This window comes from Streptomyces sp. Y309 (genome assembly GCF_056712025.1).
The window spans coordinates 5,666,555-5,682,030 of record NZ_CM160048.1; the positions used below are offsets into that span (position 1 = coordinate 5,666,555).

The window sequence follows — 15,476 nt, forward strand, 5'->3', positions numbered from 1 at the left end:
GGACTATGGCGAAGGAAAAGGTAAAGCGCAAGGCCGCCAAGGCCAACGAGAAGGCCCCCGCCCGCAAGATGATCGCGCAGAACAAGAAGGCGCGGCACGACTACCACATCCTGGACACCTACGAATGCGGCCTGGTGCTGATGGGCACCGAGGTCAAGTCGCTGCGCCTGGGCCGGGCCTCCCTGGTGGACGGCTTCGTGCACATCGACGGCGGCGAGGCGTGGCTGCACAACATCCACGTCCCCGAGTACGTGCAGGGCACCTGGACCAACCACTCGGCCACGCGGAAGCGCAAGCTCCTGCTGCACCGGGCCGAGATCGACAAGCTGCAGTCGAAGTCCCAGGAGACGGGCCACACGATCGTGCCCCTCGCCCTGTACTTCAAGGACAGCCGGGTCAAGGTCGAGATCGCACTGGCCAAGGGCAAGAAGGAGTACGACAAGCGGCAGACGCTGCGGGAGAAGCAGGACACGAGGGAGACGAACCGGGCGATCTCGGCGGCCAGGCGGAGGCAGGGGATCGCGTAGCCGGGCCGGGGGCCCTGTGCGGGGCCGCCCTCCCGCGGCCCGTGGGAATAGGCTGGCACCGGTCGGCGTTGTTCACGTACGATGGACAACGTTCCTCACGCAGGGGCGAGCGCCCTCCCTGGAGGGCTTGAAAAATCAACATGGGGATGATCGGTTTCGACAGCGGATGTCGAAGCAGGGGAAGCGAGCCGAGGAAGCGGCAATGATCTCGTAAACCATATGTCGCAACCAATAATCGCCAATTCCAAGAGCGATTCCCAGTCCTTCGCCCTCGCTGCCTAATAAGCAGTGACTGAAGGACCCTTAATGGGTGTCAGCCCGGGGGTGTTCCCGACCCGGACCCTGGCATAATCTAGGGAACTAAACCGTCGAACCCGGTCACGGGGTTCGACGGGAAATCAAACAGTGACTGGGCCTGTCGGAGACCTGTTCGCGAGATCTCCGGGGCCGAGAAAATCGCAGCGAACTGCGCTCGGAGAAGCCCTGATTCCGCACCGTTGGACGCGGGTTCGATTCCCGCCATCTCCACGAAGTCGACAGGCGACGTGTGCCCGCGGACAGCGCGGGCCGCGTCGCCTTCGTCGTTTTTGCGCGGCTGCGCCGCGCGTAGCGGGGGCTCTGCCACCCGCACCCCCTGGCGCGGGCTCGGGTGGGCCGTGCGGGGCCGCCTACTGTCGCGCGCGGCCGTCATCCGGGATGCTCCAGGGTCATGAGTAGACCCGTGAGACGCGTCAACCACCGTATGCGCCACTGGATCTGGCCCGCCGTGCTCGGCCTCGCCGTGGCCACCCTCTCTTTCGGCTCCCTCAGTGCCCCGGCCGGGGCGGACTCCGACCGGAGCGGGCTGCCCGAAGCCATCGACACCATCCTCGGCGACCCCCGGATGGAGGGCGGTGCCGCGAGCGTCGTGGTCGCCGACGCCGAGACCGGCGAGACCCTCTACCAGCACCTGGCCGGCGGGCGCCTCATGCCCGCCTCCAACACCAAGATGCTGACCTCGGCCGCGGCCCTGGAGCTGCTCGGCCCGGACCACCGCTTCACCACCGACGTCCTCGCCCACGGCGACCGGCACGGGCCCGTGCTCAAGGGCGACCTGTATCTGCGCGGCACCGGCGACCCGACGACGCTCGCCAAGGACTACGACCGGCTTGCCGAACAGGTCGCCGACGCGGGCATCAAGCGGGTCTCGGGGCGGCTCGTCGCCGACGACACCCGCTTCGACGACCGGCGCCAGGGCGACACCTGGGGTGCCGACGACGAGTCCTCGTACTACGCCGCGCAGATCTCCGCGCTGAGCGTCGCGCCCGACACGGACTACGACACCGGGACGGTCGTCGTCGAGGTCGCGCCGGGAGCCGCCGCCGGGGACAAACCGAAGGTCACCGTGACCCCGAAGACCGACTACGTAGACATCGATCTGCGGGCCAGGACGGTCGCCGCGGGCGGCGCGGACACCATCGCCGTCGAGCGGCAGCACGGCAAGAACACCATCACCGTCAGCGGCGACGTTCCCGTCGGCGGCAGCACCACCAAGGAGTGGATCACCGTCTGGGAGCCGACCCGGTACGCCGCCGCGATCTTCCGGGACGCGCTCGCCGCCCACGGGGTGAAGGTCGGCGGGCCCACCAGGGCCGGGATTCCGACCCCCAAGGGGGCGCGCGAACTGGCCTCGCACGCCTCCATGACGCTCAGGGACCTGCTGATCCCGTTCATGAAGCTGTCCAACAACATGCACGCGGAGTCCCTGACGAAGGCCATGGGGCACAAGGCGACCGGGCGGCCCGGGAGTTGGGGCGACGGCATCACGGCGATCGGCGGCTATCTGAAGACGGCCGGTGTCGACCCGGGCAAGCTGCGCCACGTCGACGGCTCCGGGCTCTCGCGCAAGAACAACGTCGCCGCCGACCAGTTCATCAAGCTGTTGCGGTCGGCGAAGGGCGAGCCCTGGTTCGCCGACTGGTACCGCTCGCTGCCGGTCGCGTGCGACCCGGACAAGTTCGACGGCGGTACGTTGCGCTCGCGGATGTGCGGGACGCCGGCGGCGCTCAACGTGCACGCGAAGACCGGGACGCTGACCGGGGCGTCCGCCCTGTCGGGGTACGTGACCGACGCGGGCGGCCGCGAACTGGTCTTCAGCATCGTCCTCAACAACTACCTGCCCGCCTCGGTGAAGGCACTGGAGGACGCGATCGTCATCACGCTCGCGAAGTCCGACGAGGACAAGGCCGTGCTCGTCAGGCCTCGCGCGGAGCGCGGGACCGGGCAGGGCGGCGAGCTCGAGTGCTCGTGGCGCAAGCCCGCGCGGTGCTGAGCAGCAGCGCGCACAGGGCGGCGGCCACGGGGACGGTGTAGCCGGCGGTGGAGCCCAGGTGCTCCACCGCCCAGCCGCCGCCCGCCGCGCCGCACGCGATGCCCCCGAGGAGCCCGGTCACGGCGAGGGTCATGGCCTCGTTCAACTGCCCCTCGGGGGCATACCGCTGCACCAGCGTCATGCCGGTGACCATCGTCGGGGCGGTCGCCATCCCGGCGATGAGCAGCGCACCGGCGAGGACCACCAGCGAGCCGGTCGTCGCCACGGCGAGCAGCGGCAGCGTCATCAGGGCCGCCATCGCCGCCCCGCACCACACGTGGCGGCGGTCCAGTGGGCCGCTCGGCCGCAGGGCTCCGTAGACGAGGCCCGCCGCGCACGAACCAGCGGCCTGCAGCGCGAGGATCACGCCCCCGGCCGCCTTGTGCCCCTGTGCGTCCGCGAACGCGAGGGTCGCGACCTCCAGCGAACCGAAGACGGCGCCGGTCGCGAGGAAGACGACCAGCAGAGCGGGCATCCCGCGCGCGCGGAGGGGCGATTTCGCCTTCGGGGAGCCGCTCGTACGCCGCCGGGGCGGGGGTTCGGTCGCGCGCTGGGCGGCGAAGAGCAGGACCCCGGTCAGCAGCAGGACGGCGCCCACGAGGGTGCCCGCCTGTGGGAACAGGGCCCCGCACAGGAACGCCGCGAGCACCGGGCCGAGCATGAAGCACAGCTCGTCCGCCGCCTGCTCGAAGGAGTTCGCGGTGTGCAGCGCGTCCGGCCGCCCCCGCAGCAGGTGCGACCAGCGGGCCCGCGACATGCCGCCGGTGTTCGGGGTGGTGGCGGTGGCGGCGTACGAGGCGAACAGGGTCCAGTCCGGCGCCCCGAAGCGGACGCACAGCAGCAGCGACAGCGAGCCGAGCACCGCCAGGACCGTGGCGGGCACGGCGACGCGCGCCTGCCCGTGCCGGTCGACCAGACGGGCCGTCCAGGGCGCCACGAAGGCGGTCGCGGCGAGCCCGGTGGCGGTGACGGCGCCCGCGAGCGCGTACGAGTCGCGGGCCCCGGCGATCATGATCACCGCGCTGACGCTGAACATGCCCATGGGCAGCCGGGCGATGAGGTTGCCGACGGTGAAGGCGGTGGCTCCGGGTATCGCGAAGAGGCGGGCGTAGGGGTTGCGGGTGCGGGTGCGGGTGCGGGTGCGGGTGCGGGTGCAGGTGCGTGCGGGATCGCTGGTGGGCGGGGCGGCTGGGTCGGCGGGGGCTTGGGGCATGTCTTCAGGCTCATGGCTCGGGCCCGGGGCGGTCCAACACCTACTGGGTGCCGATTCACGCACCTGGGTTGTAAGTTCACCGGATGACCGAACCGTCGTACGTCGGGCCACACACGGGGCCGACCGTGGGGCCGCACATGGGGCCGTCCGAGGTGCCGCCCCCTCCGTCACCTCGCGTACCCCGCGACGTGGACCCCCGCCTCCTGCGCTCCTTCCTCGCCGTCGCCGAGGAACTGCACTTCACCCGCGCCGCCGCCCGGCTGTACGTCGCCCAGCAGGCCCTGAGCCGTGACGTGCGGCGGCTCGAACGGGAGCTGGGCGTCGGCCTGTTCGCGCGGTCGACGCGGCAGGTGACGCTGACCGCCGACGGCGAGCGTCTCCTTCCGTACGCGCGGCGCGTCCTCGCGGCGCACGACGAGCTGGCGGCCGCCTTCGCGCGCGGGAGCACGGCGGCCGCCGCCCGCCCGCTGCTCGTCGACCTCAACAGCCCGGGCCTGGTCTTCGGCCGGATCCTGGACCGGGCCCGGCGACTGGCCCCGCAGTGCGAGCTGATGGCCCGCTTCGAGAGCGGCCTGACCGGCGCCGCCGCCGAGATCGCGGCCGGGCGCCTGCACGCGTCCTTCGGCCGGTACGCGGGCCTGCCCGCGGCCGTGCGCGCGGGCCTCGCCCAGCAGCCCGTGCGATACGAGCCGATGGCGGTGCTGCTGCCGACCGGCCACCCGCTGGCGGAACTCGACGAGGTGCCGCTCGGCAGGCTCGCGGGCGAGAGCGTCTACGCGGGCGCGGGCAACGAGCGCACTCCGGAGTGGACCGACCTCGCCCGCCGCCTCTTCGAAGGCCGCGGCATCGAGGTCGCGCCGCCCGCGCCGCTCGCCGTCGGCCCCGAGGAGTTCGCGCGGATCATGGCGAAGCACCGTAACCCCGTCCTCGCCGTCGTCGGCTTCCCCGAGTTGCCGGGCGCCGTGCTGCGGCCGCTCGTCGACCCCGTACCGCTGTCCCCGGTGTCGCTGGTGTGGCGCCGCGGCCTCCGCCACCCCGGGCTCGACGCCCTGCGCCGTGCCGCAGCCGAACTCGCGGCCGCCGAAGGGTGGTTGACCCGACCGGTGGACGCGTGGATTCCGGACACGGATGCACTCATCATGATGAGTCAGGACTGACTTGAACCCACGGTTGTCAGTGGTGTGCGCTACGTTCGGCTTCTGGGCGCGGTGTGGTAAGGGGGGCGCTCGGATCGGGTGGGGGCCCGGTCCGGACGGCGAGTGCCCGGGGAGTCGTACGCGCCCCGATTCAGGCTCACGTGGGGGGTTCGCGTACGCATGGAGAAGTGGCGAGAAGACGATCTACCAGGGGATACGCCGGGTCTTTCGGGGCCGGACGGCACACTGCCGGGGCACGCGGGCGGTCTGCCCGCGTCGGCGCACGACCCGAATGAGGTCACGGTCCAGGTCGACGGTCTGGGGCGGCACTTGGCGGGCGAGTCCGGTGATTGGGCTGACGTCACCCGCCGTCAGCAGGGAATTCCGGACACCCAAGATCTGGCCGACAGGCCGGTGTTCGTCGACGAGACGGGGCGCCGCAGCAGGAGATATCGCCGGATCGGCGGGGTCGTCGGCCTCCTCTGCGCGGTGTACGCGGTGGTCATCGTGGCCACGCTCGTCTCGGGCAACTCCAGCGCGCCCTGGCTGCCGGTGCCCGACCCCAAGGACGAGCAGCCCGCGAGCAAGGTCGACACCCCGGACGTCTCCGCGGAGCCGGTGGTCTCGCCCACGTCGCCGTCCTCGTCCGGGGCGACAGCGAGGCCCGGGGCCTCCCGGTCCGGCGGGGGTGCGACAGTCGAGCCGGCCGACGAGTCGGGCGACGAGCCGGGTGGCGCCAACCCGTCGGGGACTTCGGGGACTTCAGGGGCTTCAGGGACTGGGGACGCGGCCGACGGGCCCGGTGGTTCTTCCGGGCCCGGCCCCACGCGGGGCGGCGACGGGCCCGGGTCCCGCCCGACGGGCGGCGGCGACCGGCCCGGCGCGGACCCTGGCGACGACCCCGCCCGCCCTGGTCCCGGGCCCGACCCTGACCCCGGCCCGGATCCGGGCCCGACCGGCGAGTCCGACCCGCCCGCCGGCCCGCCCACGCAGACGCCGGACACCGGTGGCGGCGAAGCGGGCGGCGGCGGCAAGCCGGGCGGCGGCGAGGCCGGCGGCGCCGGGGCGGACGAGGGCGGCGACACCGCCGCCGACAACACGGCCTCGTCTCCAGGCTCTCCGGCCTCCCCTTCCTCCGCCTCCGCCACTACCCCCGCCGTCGACACGCGGTCCGCGTCCGACCGCCGGGCCACGGAGGTCGGTCGCGCATGAACTCCCGCTCCACCACGCGCGGTTCACGCCCAGAAGGTGCCGACCGCGCCCGGACCGGCCATGCCCACGGCCGGCGAACGAAGGGCGCCGCCGCGCGCCGCCGCCTCCCCATGCGCTACCTGCTGCCCTCGCTCCTCCTCGTGGCGCTGCTCGCGATGCTGATGCTCCGCGGCTACGTACACAGCGAGATCCTCGCCGACCACCGCGTGCGCCCGCCCGCGGCCACCGACCAGGTGCCGAAGGAGGTCCTCCGGGGCGGCCCGGTCATCGACACGCGCGGCGGACGCCCGGCGTCCATGCGCGTCCCCGACCACCACCTGGTGCTCACCTTCGACGACGGGCCCGACCCGCAGTGGACCCCGAAGGTCCTCGACGTGCTCGCCGAACACGACGCGCACGGCGTCTTCTTCGTCACCGGCACCATGGCCTCGCGCCACCCCGGCCTGGTCCGGCGCATCGTCGACGAGGGCCACGAGATCGGCCTGCACACCTTCAACCACCCGGACCTGTCGTACCAGTCGAAGGACCGCATCGACCGGGAGCTGTCGCAGAACCAGCTCGCGCTCGCGGGCGCGGCGGGCATCCGCACCTCCCTGTTCCGGCCGCCGTACTCGTCGTTCGCCGACGCCATGGACAACAAGTCGTGGCCGGTCACGCGGTACATCGGCAGCCGCGGCTACCTCACGGTCGTGAACGACACCGACAGCGAGGACTGGAAGCGGCCGGGCGCCGCCGAGATCATCCGCCGCGCCACGCCCGTCGGTGGCAAGGGTGCCATCGTCCTGCTGCACGACTCGGGCGGCGACCGCTCCCAGACCGTCGCCGCACTCGACCGCCTCCTGCCCCAACTCAAGGACCGGGGCTACGAGTTCACCAACCTCACCGAGGCCCTGGACGCACCCAGCGCGCACGCGCGCGTGCAGGGTGTCGAGCTGTGGAAGGGCAGGGCCTGGGTCTTCCTGATCGGCGCCGCGGAGCACATCACGGACGCCCTCGTGGTCGGCCTGGCGGTGATCGGCATCCTGGTGATGGCCCGCTTCGGCCTGATGCTCCTGCTGTCTGCGGTGCACGCCCGCAGGGTCCGGGGGCGGGGCTTCGGCTGGGGCTCCGCCGAGGTGGCCGAACCCGTCTCCGTCCTGGTGCCCGCCTACAACGAGGCGAAGTGCATCGAGAGCACCGTCCGCTCCCTGATGGCGAGCGACCACCCCATCGAGGTGATCGTCATCGACGACGGCTCCACGGACGGCACGGCCCGCATCGCCGAGGACCTCGCCCTGCCGAACGTACGCGTCGTACGACAGCACAACGCCGGCAAGCCCGCCGCCCTCAACAGAGGCCTGGCGAACGCCCGTTACGACCTGGTCGTGATGATGGACGGCGACACGGTCTTCGAGGCGTCGACCGTGCGCGAGCTGGTGCGGCCGTTCGCCGACCCGCGCGTGGGCGCCGTCGCGGGCAACGCGAAGGTGGGCAACAGGGACTCCCTCATCGGCGCCTGGCAGCACATCGAGTACGTGATGGGCTTCAACCTCGACCGCCGGATGTACGACGTGCTGCGCTGCATGCCGACCATCCCCGGCGCCGTGGGCGCCTTCCGCCGCACCGCCCTGGAGCGCGTCGGCGGAATGAGCGACGACACCCTCGCCGAGGACACCGACATCACGATGGCGCTGCACCGCGACGGCTGGCGGGTCGTGTACGCCGAGCGGGCGCGCGCGTGGACCGAGGCCCCGGAGACGGTGCGGCAACTGTGGTCCCAGCGCTACCGCTGGTCGTACGGCACCATGCAGGCCATCTGGAAGCACCGGCGCGCGGTGATCGAGCGCGGCCCGTCGGGCCGCTTCGGCCGCGTGGGCCTGCCCCTGGTGTCCCTGTTCATGGTCCTGGCCCCGCTGCTCGCGCCCCTCATCGACGTCTTCCTCTTCTACGGCCTCGTCTTCGGCCCCACCCAGAAGACCGTCGCCGCGTGGCTCGGCGTGCTCGCCGTCCAGGCGGTGTGCGCGGCGTACGCCTTCCGGCTGGACCGCGAGCCGATGACGCACCTCGTCTCGCTGCCCCTCCAGCAGATCCTCTACCGGCAGTTGATGTACGTGGTGCTGCTGCAGTCCTGGATCACCGCGCTGACCGGGGGCCGGTTGCGGTGGCAGAAGCTGCGGCGCACCGGGGCGGTCGGGGCGCCGGGTCCGTCGTCCCCGTCCCCGCGGCAGCGGGTGGGCGCCGGCGTGGAAGGGAGCCCTGTGGCATGACGTATCCGACGCCTGTCCCGGAAGAGGCCGTACGCCCCAGTGAACCCGCACCGTCTACTGAACCCCAGCCGTCCGCTGAACCCGCACAGTCCGCTGAACCCGCGCCGTCCGCGAAGCCCGGCGCCCGTGACCGCTACCTGGACCTGCTGCGCACCCTCGCCCTGGTCCGGGTCGTGGTCTACCACCTCTTCGGCTGGGCCTGGCTGACGATCCTCTTCCCGTCCATGGGCGTGATGTTCGCGCTGGCGGGCTCGCTGATGGCGCGGTCCCTGGGCCGCCGCCCGTCCTGGTCGGTGATCAGGGGCCGTGTCCGCCGCCTCCTGCCACCTCTGTGGGTGTTCAGCGCGGCGGCCCTGTTCCTGTTGTTCGCCGGCGGCTGGAACCCGGGCGATGACCCCGACCACGGCGGCACATGGGGCCTGCTGAGCCTCACCAACTACGTCTTCCCGCTCGGCGCCCCACCGTTCCCCTGGCACATAGGGGGCGAGGCGGGCCTCCTGGAGGACACCTGGCCCGCGCAGGCGGCGGGCCCGCTGTGGTACATCCGCGCGTACCTGTGGTTCGTGATCGCGTCCCCGCTGCTGCTGTGGGCGTTCCGCCGCGCACCGCGGGCGACGCTGCTCGCGCCGCTCGCGCTGACCGCCGTCATCACCACGGGGATCGTCCGGATCCCCGGCGAAACGGGCAACGCGGTCACGGACTTCGCGGTGTACGGAGGCTGCTGGATCCTGGGCTTCGCACACCAGGAGGGCGCGCTGGCACGCGTCCCGCGCTACCTGGCGGTCTCCCTGTCCACCCTGCTCATGGCCTTCGGCCTGTGGTGGGCGTCCGGCCACCTCGGCCCGGACGGCTGGGACCTGAACGACATCCCCCTGGCCCAGGCGACGTGGTCGCTCGGATTCGTCGTGATCCTGCTCGTCTACGCCCCGTCGTGGCGGGAGCTCCCCGGCCGCCTCGCGAAGTGGGACAGGCTGGTGACCCTGTCCAACAACAGGGCCGTGACGATCTACCTCTGGCACAACCTCCTCATCATGGCCACGGTCCCCCTCATCGACCAGGCCTACGACTTCCCGTTCCTGGACGGGGCAGGGGCGGCCGCGCTCGACGCGACGTACATGATGTGGATGACCGTGCTGGTCTGGCCACTCATCGCACTGATGGTCCTCACGGTGGGGTGGATCGAGGATCTGGCGGCGGGGCGGGGGCCGCGACTGTGGCCGTCCCGGCAGGGCGCCGGGTGTAGCGCGCGGAGTGCGAAGCGCAACGTCTCCGACTGACACAAAGCGGTAATCATCACGGGGCGTTGTGCGACTGTTAGGCAACAACGTCCCGTACAGGGCTTCGGTATGCCCACATCTGTCCCCGAGCTGGGGATACCTCACTCTCGCATCGCGCTTTGCCCGTGGATAGCGTGGGTTCACTCAAGTGAACCCACTGAACCCACGTCCCATCGGGAGCTGACTGTGAACCGCCGACCTGCCTTGCTCGCGGTGGCCGCGCTGACCACTGCCGCGGCCCTGTCGCTCTCCGCCTGCGGTGGCGGAGACGGCGATTCCAAGGGCGACGACAAGATCGAGGGCGCCGGGTCCACGGCCAGCGAGAAGCCGTCGCCGTCGGCTTCCGAGGACAAGATCGAGCGGCCGGAGATCAAGCTGCCCAAGGGCGTGAAGAACGTCTTTGAGGGACTCGAGACGGGCGATCCCAAGAAGGACGCGGTACTCGCGGACAACCAGCGGGTGATCAATTCCGTCGACGAGGCGATCACGGTCAAGGCCAAGAAGCACCCGGCGCTCGAGTTCTATTCGAAGGGCGATGCGCTCGCCAGCGCCGCCACGTACATCCAGTCCTTCTACGACGCGGGTACGACGTGGACGGGCGAGACGCGCTATTACGACCACGCGGTCACGTTCCTCAAGGACGGCGCCGCGGCGGTCACGTACTGCGGCGACGAGACGAAGTCGTACAGCAAGAACCGCAAGACCGGAGTGGTCAAGAAGACGCCCGGAGACTCGGACGACTACATCTCGTACAACACACGTATGGAGAAGAACTCCAAGGGCGTGTGGCAGGCAACCATGGTGACTTCCGAGGAGGGGGCGAAGAAGTGCCAGCCGTGAACCGCGGGATCCTGCGTACCTTGACGATTGCCGGCCTCGTGCTGGCAACCGGGGCGGCTTCCACGCTCGCCTACGCGGGCGACAAGACTCCGGGCGGGAGCCGGGGCAGCGCCAAGGGCACCAGGCAAGGCAAGACCATCACCGTCGAAACGAGCATCCGAACCAGCGTCAACGGTGATTCGCGTACTGCCAAGACCGGAAAGCTCTCCTCGGCCGACGGCAACTGGACGCCGCCGGCGTGCTGGTACGAACCCGCGTTCTCGCCCAAGGAGATCGAGAAGACGGTCAAGGGGCTGCGCTCCTTCGGCGACGGCGTTCCGTTCATGGAGGGCATCGGTGAAATCCTGGGCGACTTCTTCGATTCCTATTACAAGGACGGTCACCCCTACAAGGACTACAACCTTGACAAGCAGGGCAAGGGGATGTTCTGGACCAAGGTCGTCAACCCGAATCGCAAGGACGATCCGGAGGCGATGAAGTGTGACAGGCCGCCGTTCTGGGTCGACGACAATGACACCCCGGAAGAGCCTCTCGCGGTCAATCCGAAGATTTTGGCGGAGTACGCGTACGACGAACTCCCCATCCCCGAAACCGAGATCACGATGGCGCCGGAGGGCGAGACCAAGGTCAATCTGCCGACCTGGGTCTGGCTCGACAAGGCCAAGTTCAAGGAAGTTTCGGTGACGGCGAGCCTGCCCGATACCAACATGTGGGCCAGGACGACCGCCAAGCCCGTCTCCCTGAAGATCAATCCGGGAACGAAGGACGCCACCACCTACCCGGCCTCCGGTGAATGCGCCATCGTCGACGGCCGCATCGGTGAGCCCTGGGCCAAGGGCAAGTCCAAGAAGACCCCGCCGTGCGGCGTGAAGTACCTGCGCTCCTCCGGTGACGGCTCGTACAAGCTCAACGCCACGGTCACGTGGGAGGTCTCGTGGACGAGCAGCACCGGTGAAGGTGCCGATCTCCCGAAGGGCGAATTCGGCGCCGACCAGGACGTCGTGGTCAAGGAGATCCAGTCCATCAACCGGTGAACGTGATGGGTGACGGGGGCGGGCAATCCCCGCCTCAGTCACCGGCTTGTGGCGTCCGTGGTGTCGTCAGTGTCGTCATTGACCGCTCCTGTAACGGGAGTTGACTGTCCGCCTGCGGTGGTGGTGATGACGGTGGGTCCCGGAGCGACGAGAAGATCGAGGGGGCGGGACGCCGTCCTGTCCGACACCGAGCAGTACCTCAAGGCCGTCGACATGGCCATCGCCGAGCAGGACCCGGCCCACAAGGCGTACCGCTTCTACTCCGAGGGCGAAGCGGCGGACCAAGGCGTCCATCGTCTACTGCGAAGACCAGGGCAAGGCGTTCAACAAGAACCTGAAGACGGGGAAGACCAACAAGGGCTCCGCGCAGCCGTCGAAGGACGACTTCGTCATCTACAGCAGTCGACTGCACCGCGACAAGCAGGGTGTCTGGATCACTGAGCAGACCACATCCGAACGGGGGAGTGCAGCATGCCAGGAGTGAGCCGCAAGCATTGGCCGGCCGTCGGGGCCGTGGCGATGGCGTCGACCCCGGAAATGCTCGCCCACCTCGCGTACGCCGAGATCCGCGTGCCGGGCACGAAGGTCTCCATGGCGCCGGAGGGCGAGACCAAGGTCAACCTGCCGACCTGGACGTGGCTGGACGCCGCGGAGTTCAAGCCGGTGTCCGTGACGGCGTTCGTGCCCGTGCTCGGCATCCAGGCCACGACCACCGCCGAGCCCGTCTCCCTGAAGATCGATCCGGGAACCAAGGACGCCCGGACCTACCCGGTCTCCGTCGTGTGCCCCCTCGGCGAAGACGGCCGCATCGGCGAGCCCTACGCCAAGGGCAAGTCCAAGCGGACCCCGCCCTGCGGCGTGAAGTACCTGCGCTCGTCCCGCGACGGGTCGTACCCCCTGAAGGCCACCGTCACCTGGAACATCCAATCGTTGAAGCAGTAGGCGTGCGCGGGTGAACGGCCGCCCCGGCTGAGTGAGCGGGTCCGGGAGCGCCCCGCTCCCGTGCCCTGCCCCCGGTGTGACGCGGTCGTTCGGTTTACGGGTGCGACGGTCGGCGCCTCGGCGATTAGGCTCGCACGCTATGACGCAGCCTCCAGGCCAGCCGCCGCAGGACGGATTCGGTGCCCCGCAGCACCAGCCGAACGGGCCGTACGAGCCGAACCAGTCGCAGCCGCCGTACCCCGGTCAGCCGCCCGCCGCCCCGCCGCAGCCCGGCTACGGCTACCCGCAGCAGCCCCCGGCCCCGCACGGCGCCCCGCCACCGGCCTACGGCCAGCCCGCCCAGGGCGGTGGGCCGGATCCCTACGGTCACGGTCAGCCTCAGGCCCCGTACGGCCAGGCTCCGTACGGCCAACCCCCTTACGGCCAGCCCCAGTTCGGCGCCTACCCGCCGCCCCCGCCGCCCGGCACCGACCCGAAGAAGCGTGCCGTTCTCATCGGTGCGGCCGTCGCCGCCGTCCTCGTCATCGGGGGTGGCGTCTTGTTCCTTGTCAGCGGAGACGACAAGGACAAGGACGACGACAAGAAGCCGCAGGCCGACAAGAGCGCGTCGGCCGAGGTGACGCCGGGCGGCGAACCGTCCGAGGACGCCGGGGACACCGGTGGCATCGGCGACCCCGGGGAAGAGACCCCCTCCATACCCTCCGCCGAACCCAGCACCGAAGACCCCGGCGGCGACAGCAGCAAGGGCCCCGCCCCCGCCACCGGGTTCAAGGGGCAGTGGCAGAACGAGAGCCTGAAGACGCTCACCATCGCCGACAAGCAGACCACCGGTCAGGCCGCGGGCAAGCACATCGTCTCGTACCTCGACCCCGGTGGCACCGGCATGTGCACCGGCCTCGGGCAGGACCGCGCGGGCGGCGAGTTCCGGCTCGCGCTCAAGTGCGGCAGCGGCACGAACGAGAAGTACGTCGGCGCCGACCTGTCCCGCTCCGGCGACTCCGTCGTGATGGATTGGGACAAGGGCGGCTCCGACACCCTCAAGTGGGCCGGGGGCATCTGAGACAGCCGCGCCCGGGCGGGAGAGCCTCACCTCCCGCCCCACCCCACCGTGAGCCCAAAGTTCCCCGCCGGTCACCCACCGGCACAGGGCTGAAACGCGCCATCCCTACCTTCGGGATCATCAGCCGCTTGCCGGGGAGGCGTAGGGATGAAAACCGAGGACGCAGGCACAGGGACGAGCCCGCAGAAGGGCCCGCAGACGAACCCGCAGACGAACCCGCAGACGCGTGAGTCGTCGTGGATCCATCGGTGGGATCCCGAGGACGACGCGTTCTGGGAGCGTGAAGGGGAACGCGTCGCCCGGCGGAATCTCGCCTTCTCGATTCTGTCGGAGCACATCGGGTTCTCCGTCTGGACCCTGTGGTCGGTCATGGTGCTGTTCATGGGGCCCGAGTACGGGATCGACGCCGCCGGGAAGTTCTTCCTGGTGTCGATGGCGACGCTGGTGGGTGCCGTCGTCCGCGTCCCGTACACCTTCGCCGTCGCCCGCTTCGGCGGGCGGAACTGGACGATCGTCGCCGCCTCGCTGCTCCTGCTGCCCACGGTCGCGGCGTTCGTCGTCATGGAGCCGGGGACGTCCTACACCACCTTCATGGTGTGTGCCCTGCTCACGGGCGTCGGCGGCGGCAACTTCGCCTCCTCCATGACCAACATCAACTCCTTCTTCCCGTTGCGGAAGAAAGGGTGGGCGCTCGGGCTCAACGCCGGGGGCGGGAACATCGGCGTACCCGTCGTGCAGCTCGTGGCGCTCGCCGTCATCGGGGCCAGCGGCGGGCCGCGCGTGCTGCTCGGGATCTACATCCCGCTGATCGTCGTGTCCGCGGTCTGCGCCGCGTTGTTCATGGACAACATCGCGTCCGTGAAGAACGACGCCGGCGCGGCGAAGCAGGCCGTGCGGGATCCGCACACGTGGATCATGGCTTTCCTGTACGTGGGGACGTTCGGGTCGTTCATCGGGTACAGCTTCGCCTTCGGGCTCGTACTCCAGACGCAGTTCGGGCGTACGCCCCTCGAGGCCGCGCAGATCACCTTCCTCGGGCCGCTGCTCGGCTCGCTGATCCGGCCCGTGGGCGGGCGGCTCGCCGACCGGTACGGCGGGGCCCGCATCACGCTGTGGAACTTCGTCGGGATGGCGGCGGCGACGGGCGTGGTCGTGATCGCGTCCATGCGGGAGTCGCTCGCGCTGTTCACCGGCGCCTTCGTGGTCCTCTTCGTGCTGAGCGGGCTCGGCAACGGGTCCACGTACAAGATGATCCCGGGGATCTTTCAGGCCAAGGCCGTGCGGCAGGGGCTTGTGGGGGAGGAGGCCGCGGCCTATGGGCGGCGGCTCTCGGGGGCCTCGATGGGGCTCATCGGGGCGGTCGGCGCGCTGGGCGGGCTCGGGATCAACCTCGCCTTCCGGCAGTCCTTCCAGACGGCGGGCTCCGGCACCGGCGCGTTCGTCGCCTTCCTCCTCTGCTACGCCGCGTGCTTCGCCGTCACCTGGGCCGTATACCTTCGCCGCCCGGCCGCCGATCGCACCCCGTCCGCGCCCGACACGGCCGACGAGCCGCGGCCCATGTACGCGGAGGTGTGACGAGGCGCAGGTCACGTGCGCCGCGAGGGGACGTAACACGGAGGACATCCCGGTGATCCGGGAC

Annotated in this window: 11 protein-coding genes, 1 other RNA gene and 1 pseudogene; 12 read left to right on the forward strand and 1 reads right to left on the reverse strand. The window is 70.6% G+C overall.

Annotation, left to right across the window (positions count from 1 at the left end; genetic code table 11):
- The first annotated feature begins 5 nt into the window (after positions 1–5).
- From smpB to dacB, 3 genes are all read left to right on the forward strand, one after another.
- Positions 6–527 carry an SsrA-binding protein SmpB gene (gene smpB, locus AC0KTA_RS23140; protein ID WP_481050138.1) on the forward strand — a complete coding sequence of 174 codons (522 nt, stop codon included), beginning with the start codon at positions 6–8 and terminating at the stop codon, positions 525–527.
- A gap of 142 nt (positions 528–669) precedes the next feature.
- Positions 670–1,058, forward strand: a transfer-messenger RNA (tmRNA) gene (ssrA, locus tag AC0KTA_RS23145).
- Between the two features lie 178 nt (positions 1,059–1,236).
- A complete protein-coding gene (gene dacB, locus AC0KTA_RS23150) occupies positions 1,237–2,838 on the forward strand; it encodes a D-alanyl-D-alanine carboxypeptidase/D-alanyl-D-alanine endopeptidase (RefSeq protein ID WP_481050139.1) in 1,602 nt (533 codons plus the stop codon).
- Here dacB and AC0KTA_RS23155 read toward each other — a convergent pair.
- The gene (locus AC0KTA_RS23155) at positions 2,762–4,090 is read right to left on the reverse strand and encodes an MFS transporter (RefSeq protein WP_481050140.1); all 1,329 of its coding nucleotides are present in this window, start codon (positions 4,088–4,090) and stop codon (positions 2,762–2,764) included. The two genes, dacB and AC0KTA_RS23155, sit on opposite strands and share 77 nt — an antisense overlap.
- 137 nt (positions 4,091–4,227) lie before the next feature.
- On the opposite strand from AC0KTA_RS23155, the gene AC0KTA_RS23160 reads away from it, so the two are divergent.
- From AC0KTA_RS23160 to AC0KTA_RS23200, 9 genes and pseudogenes are all read left to right on the forward strand, one after another.
- Positions 4,228–5,247, forward strand: a complete 1,020-nt coding sequence (locus AC0KTA_RS23160; protein WP_481056529.1) for a LysR family transcriptional regulator — start codon at positions 4,228–4,230, stop codon at positions 5,245–5,247.
- Between the two features lie 159 nt (positions 5,248–5,406).
- Complete coding sequence (locus AC0KTA_RS23165; protein WP_481050141.1) at positions 5,407–6,438, forward strand: translation initiation factor IF-2; 1,032 nt, start codon at positions 5,407–5,409, stop codon at positions 6,436–6,438.
- Between the two features lie 110 nt (positions 6,439–6,548).
- Positions 6,549–8,684 (forward strand): bifunctional polysaccharide deacetylase/glycosyltransferase family 2 protein, encoded by a 2,136-nt coding sequence (locus AC0KTA_RS23170; protein WP_481056530.1) that lies wholly within the window; start codon positions 6,549–6,551, stop codon positions 8,682–8,684.
- A complete protein-coding gene (locus AC0KTA_RS23175) occupies positions 8,681–9,961 on the forward strand; it encodes an acyltransferase family protein (RefSeq protein WP_481050142.1) in 1,281 nt (426 codons plus the stop codon). Before AC0KTA_RS23170 ends, AC0KTA_RS23175 begins: the two co-directional genes overlap by 4 nt.
- Positions 9,962–10,147: 186 nt before the next feature.
- Positions 10,148–10,801, forward strand: coding sequence for a hypothetical protein (locus AC0KTA_RS23180; protein ID WP_481050143.1), 654 nt, complete (start codon positions 10,148–10,150; stop codon positions 10,799–10,801).
- Positions 10,789–11,835, forward strand: coding sequence for a hypothetical protein (locus AC0KTA_RS23185; RefSeq protein WP_481050144.1), 1,047 nt, complete (start codon positions 10,789–10,791; stop codon positions 11,833–11,835). Before AC0KTA_RS23180 ends, AC0KTA_RS23185 begins: the two co-directional genes overlap by 13 nt.
- Before the next feature lie 522 nt (positions 11,836–12,357).
- Positions 12,358–12,759: pseudogene (locus AC0KTA_RS23190) on the forward strand (hypothetical protein); the annotation flags it as partial.
- Positions 12,760–12,916: 157 nt separating this feature from the next.
- The gene (locus AC0KTA_RS23195) at positions 12,917–13,837 is read left to right on the forward strand and encodes a hypothetical protein (RefSeq protein WP_481050145.1); all 921 of its coding nucleotides are present in this window, start codon (positions 12,917–12,919) and stop codon (positions 13,835–13,837) included.
- Between the two features lie 147 nt (positions 13,838–13,984).
- On the forward strand, positions 13,985–15,412 hold the full coding sequence (locus AC0KTA_RS23200) for a nitrate/nitrite transporter (protein WP_481050146.1): 1,428 nt from the start codon (positions 13,985–13,987) through the stop codon (positions 15,410–15,412).
- Positions 15,413–15,476: the final 64 nt, after the last annotated feature.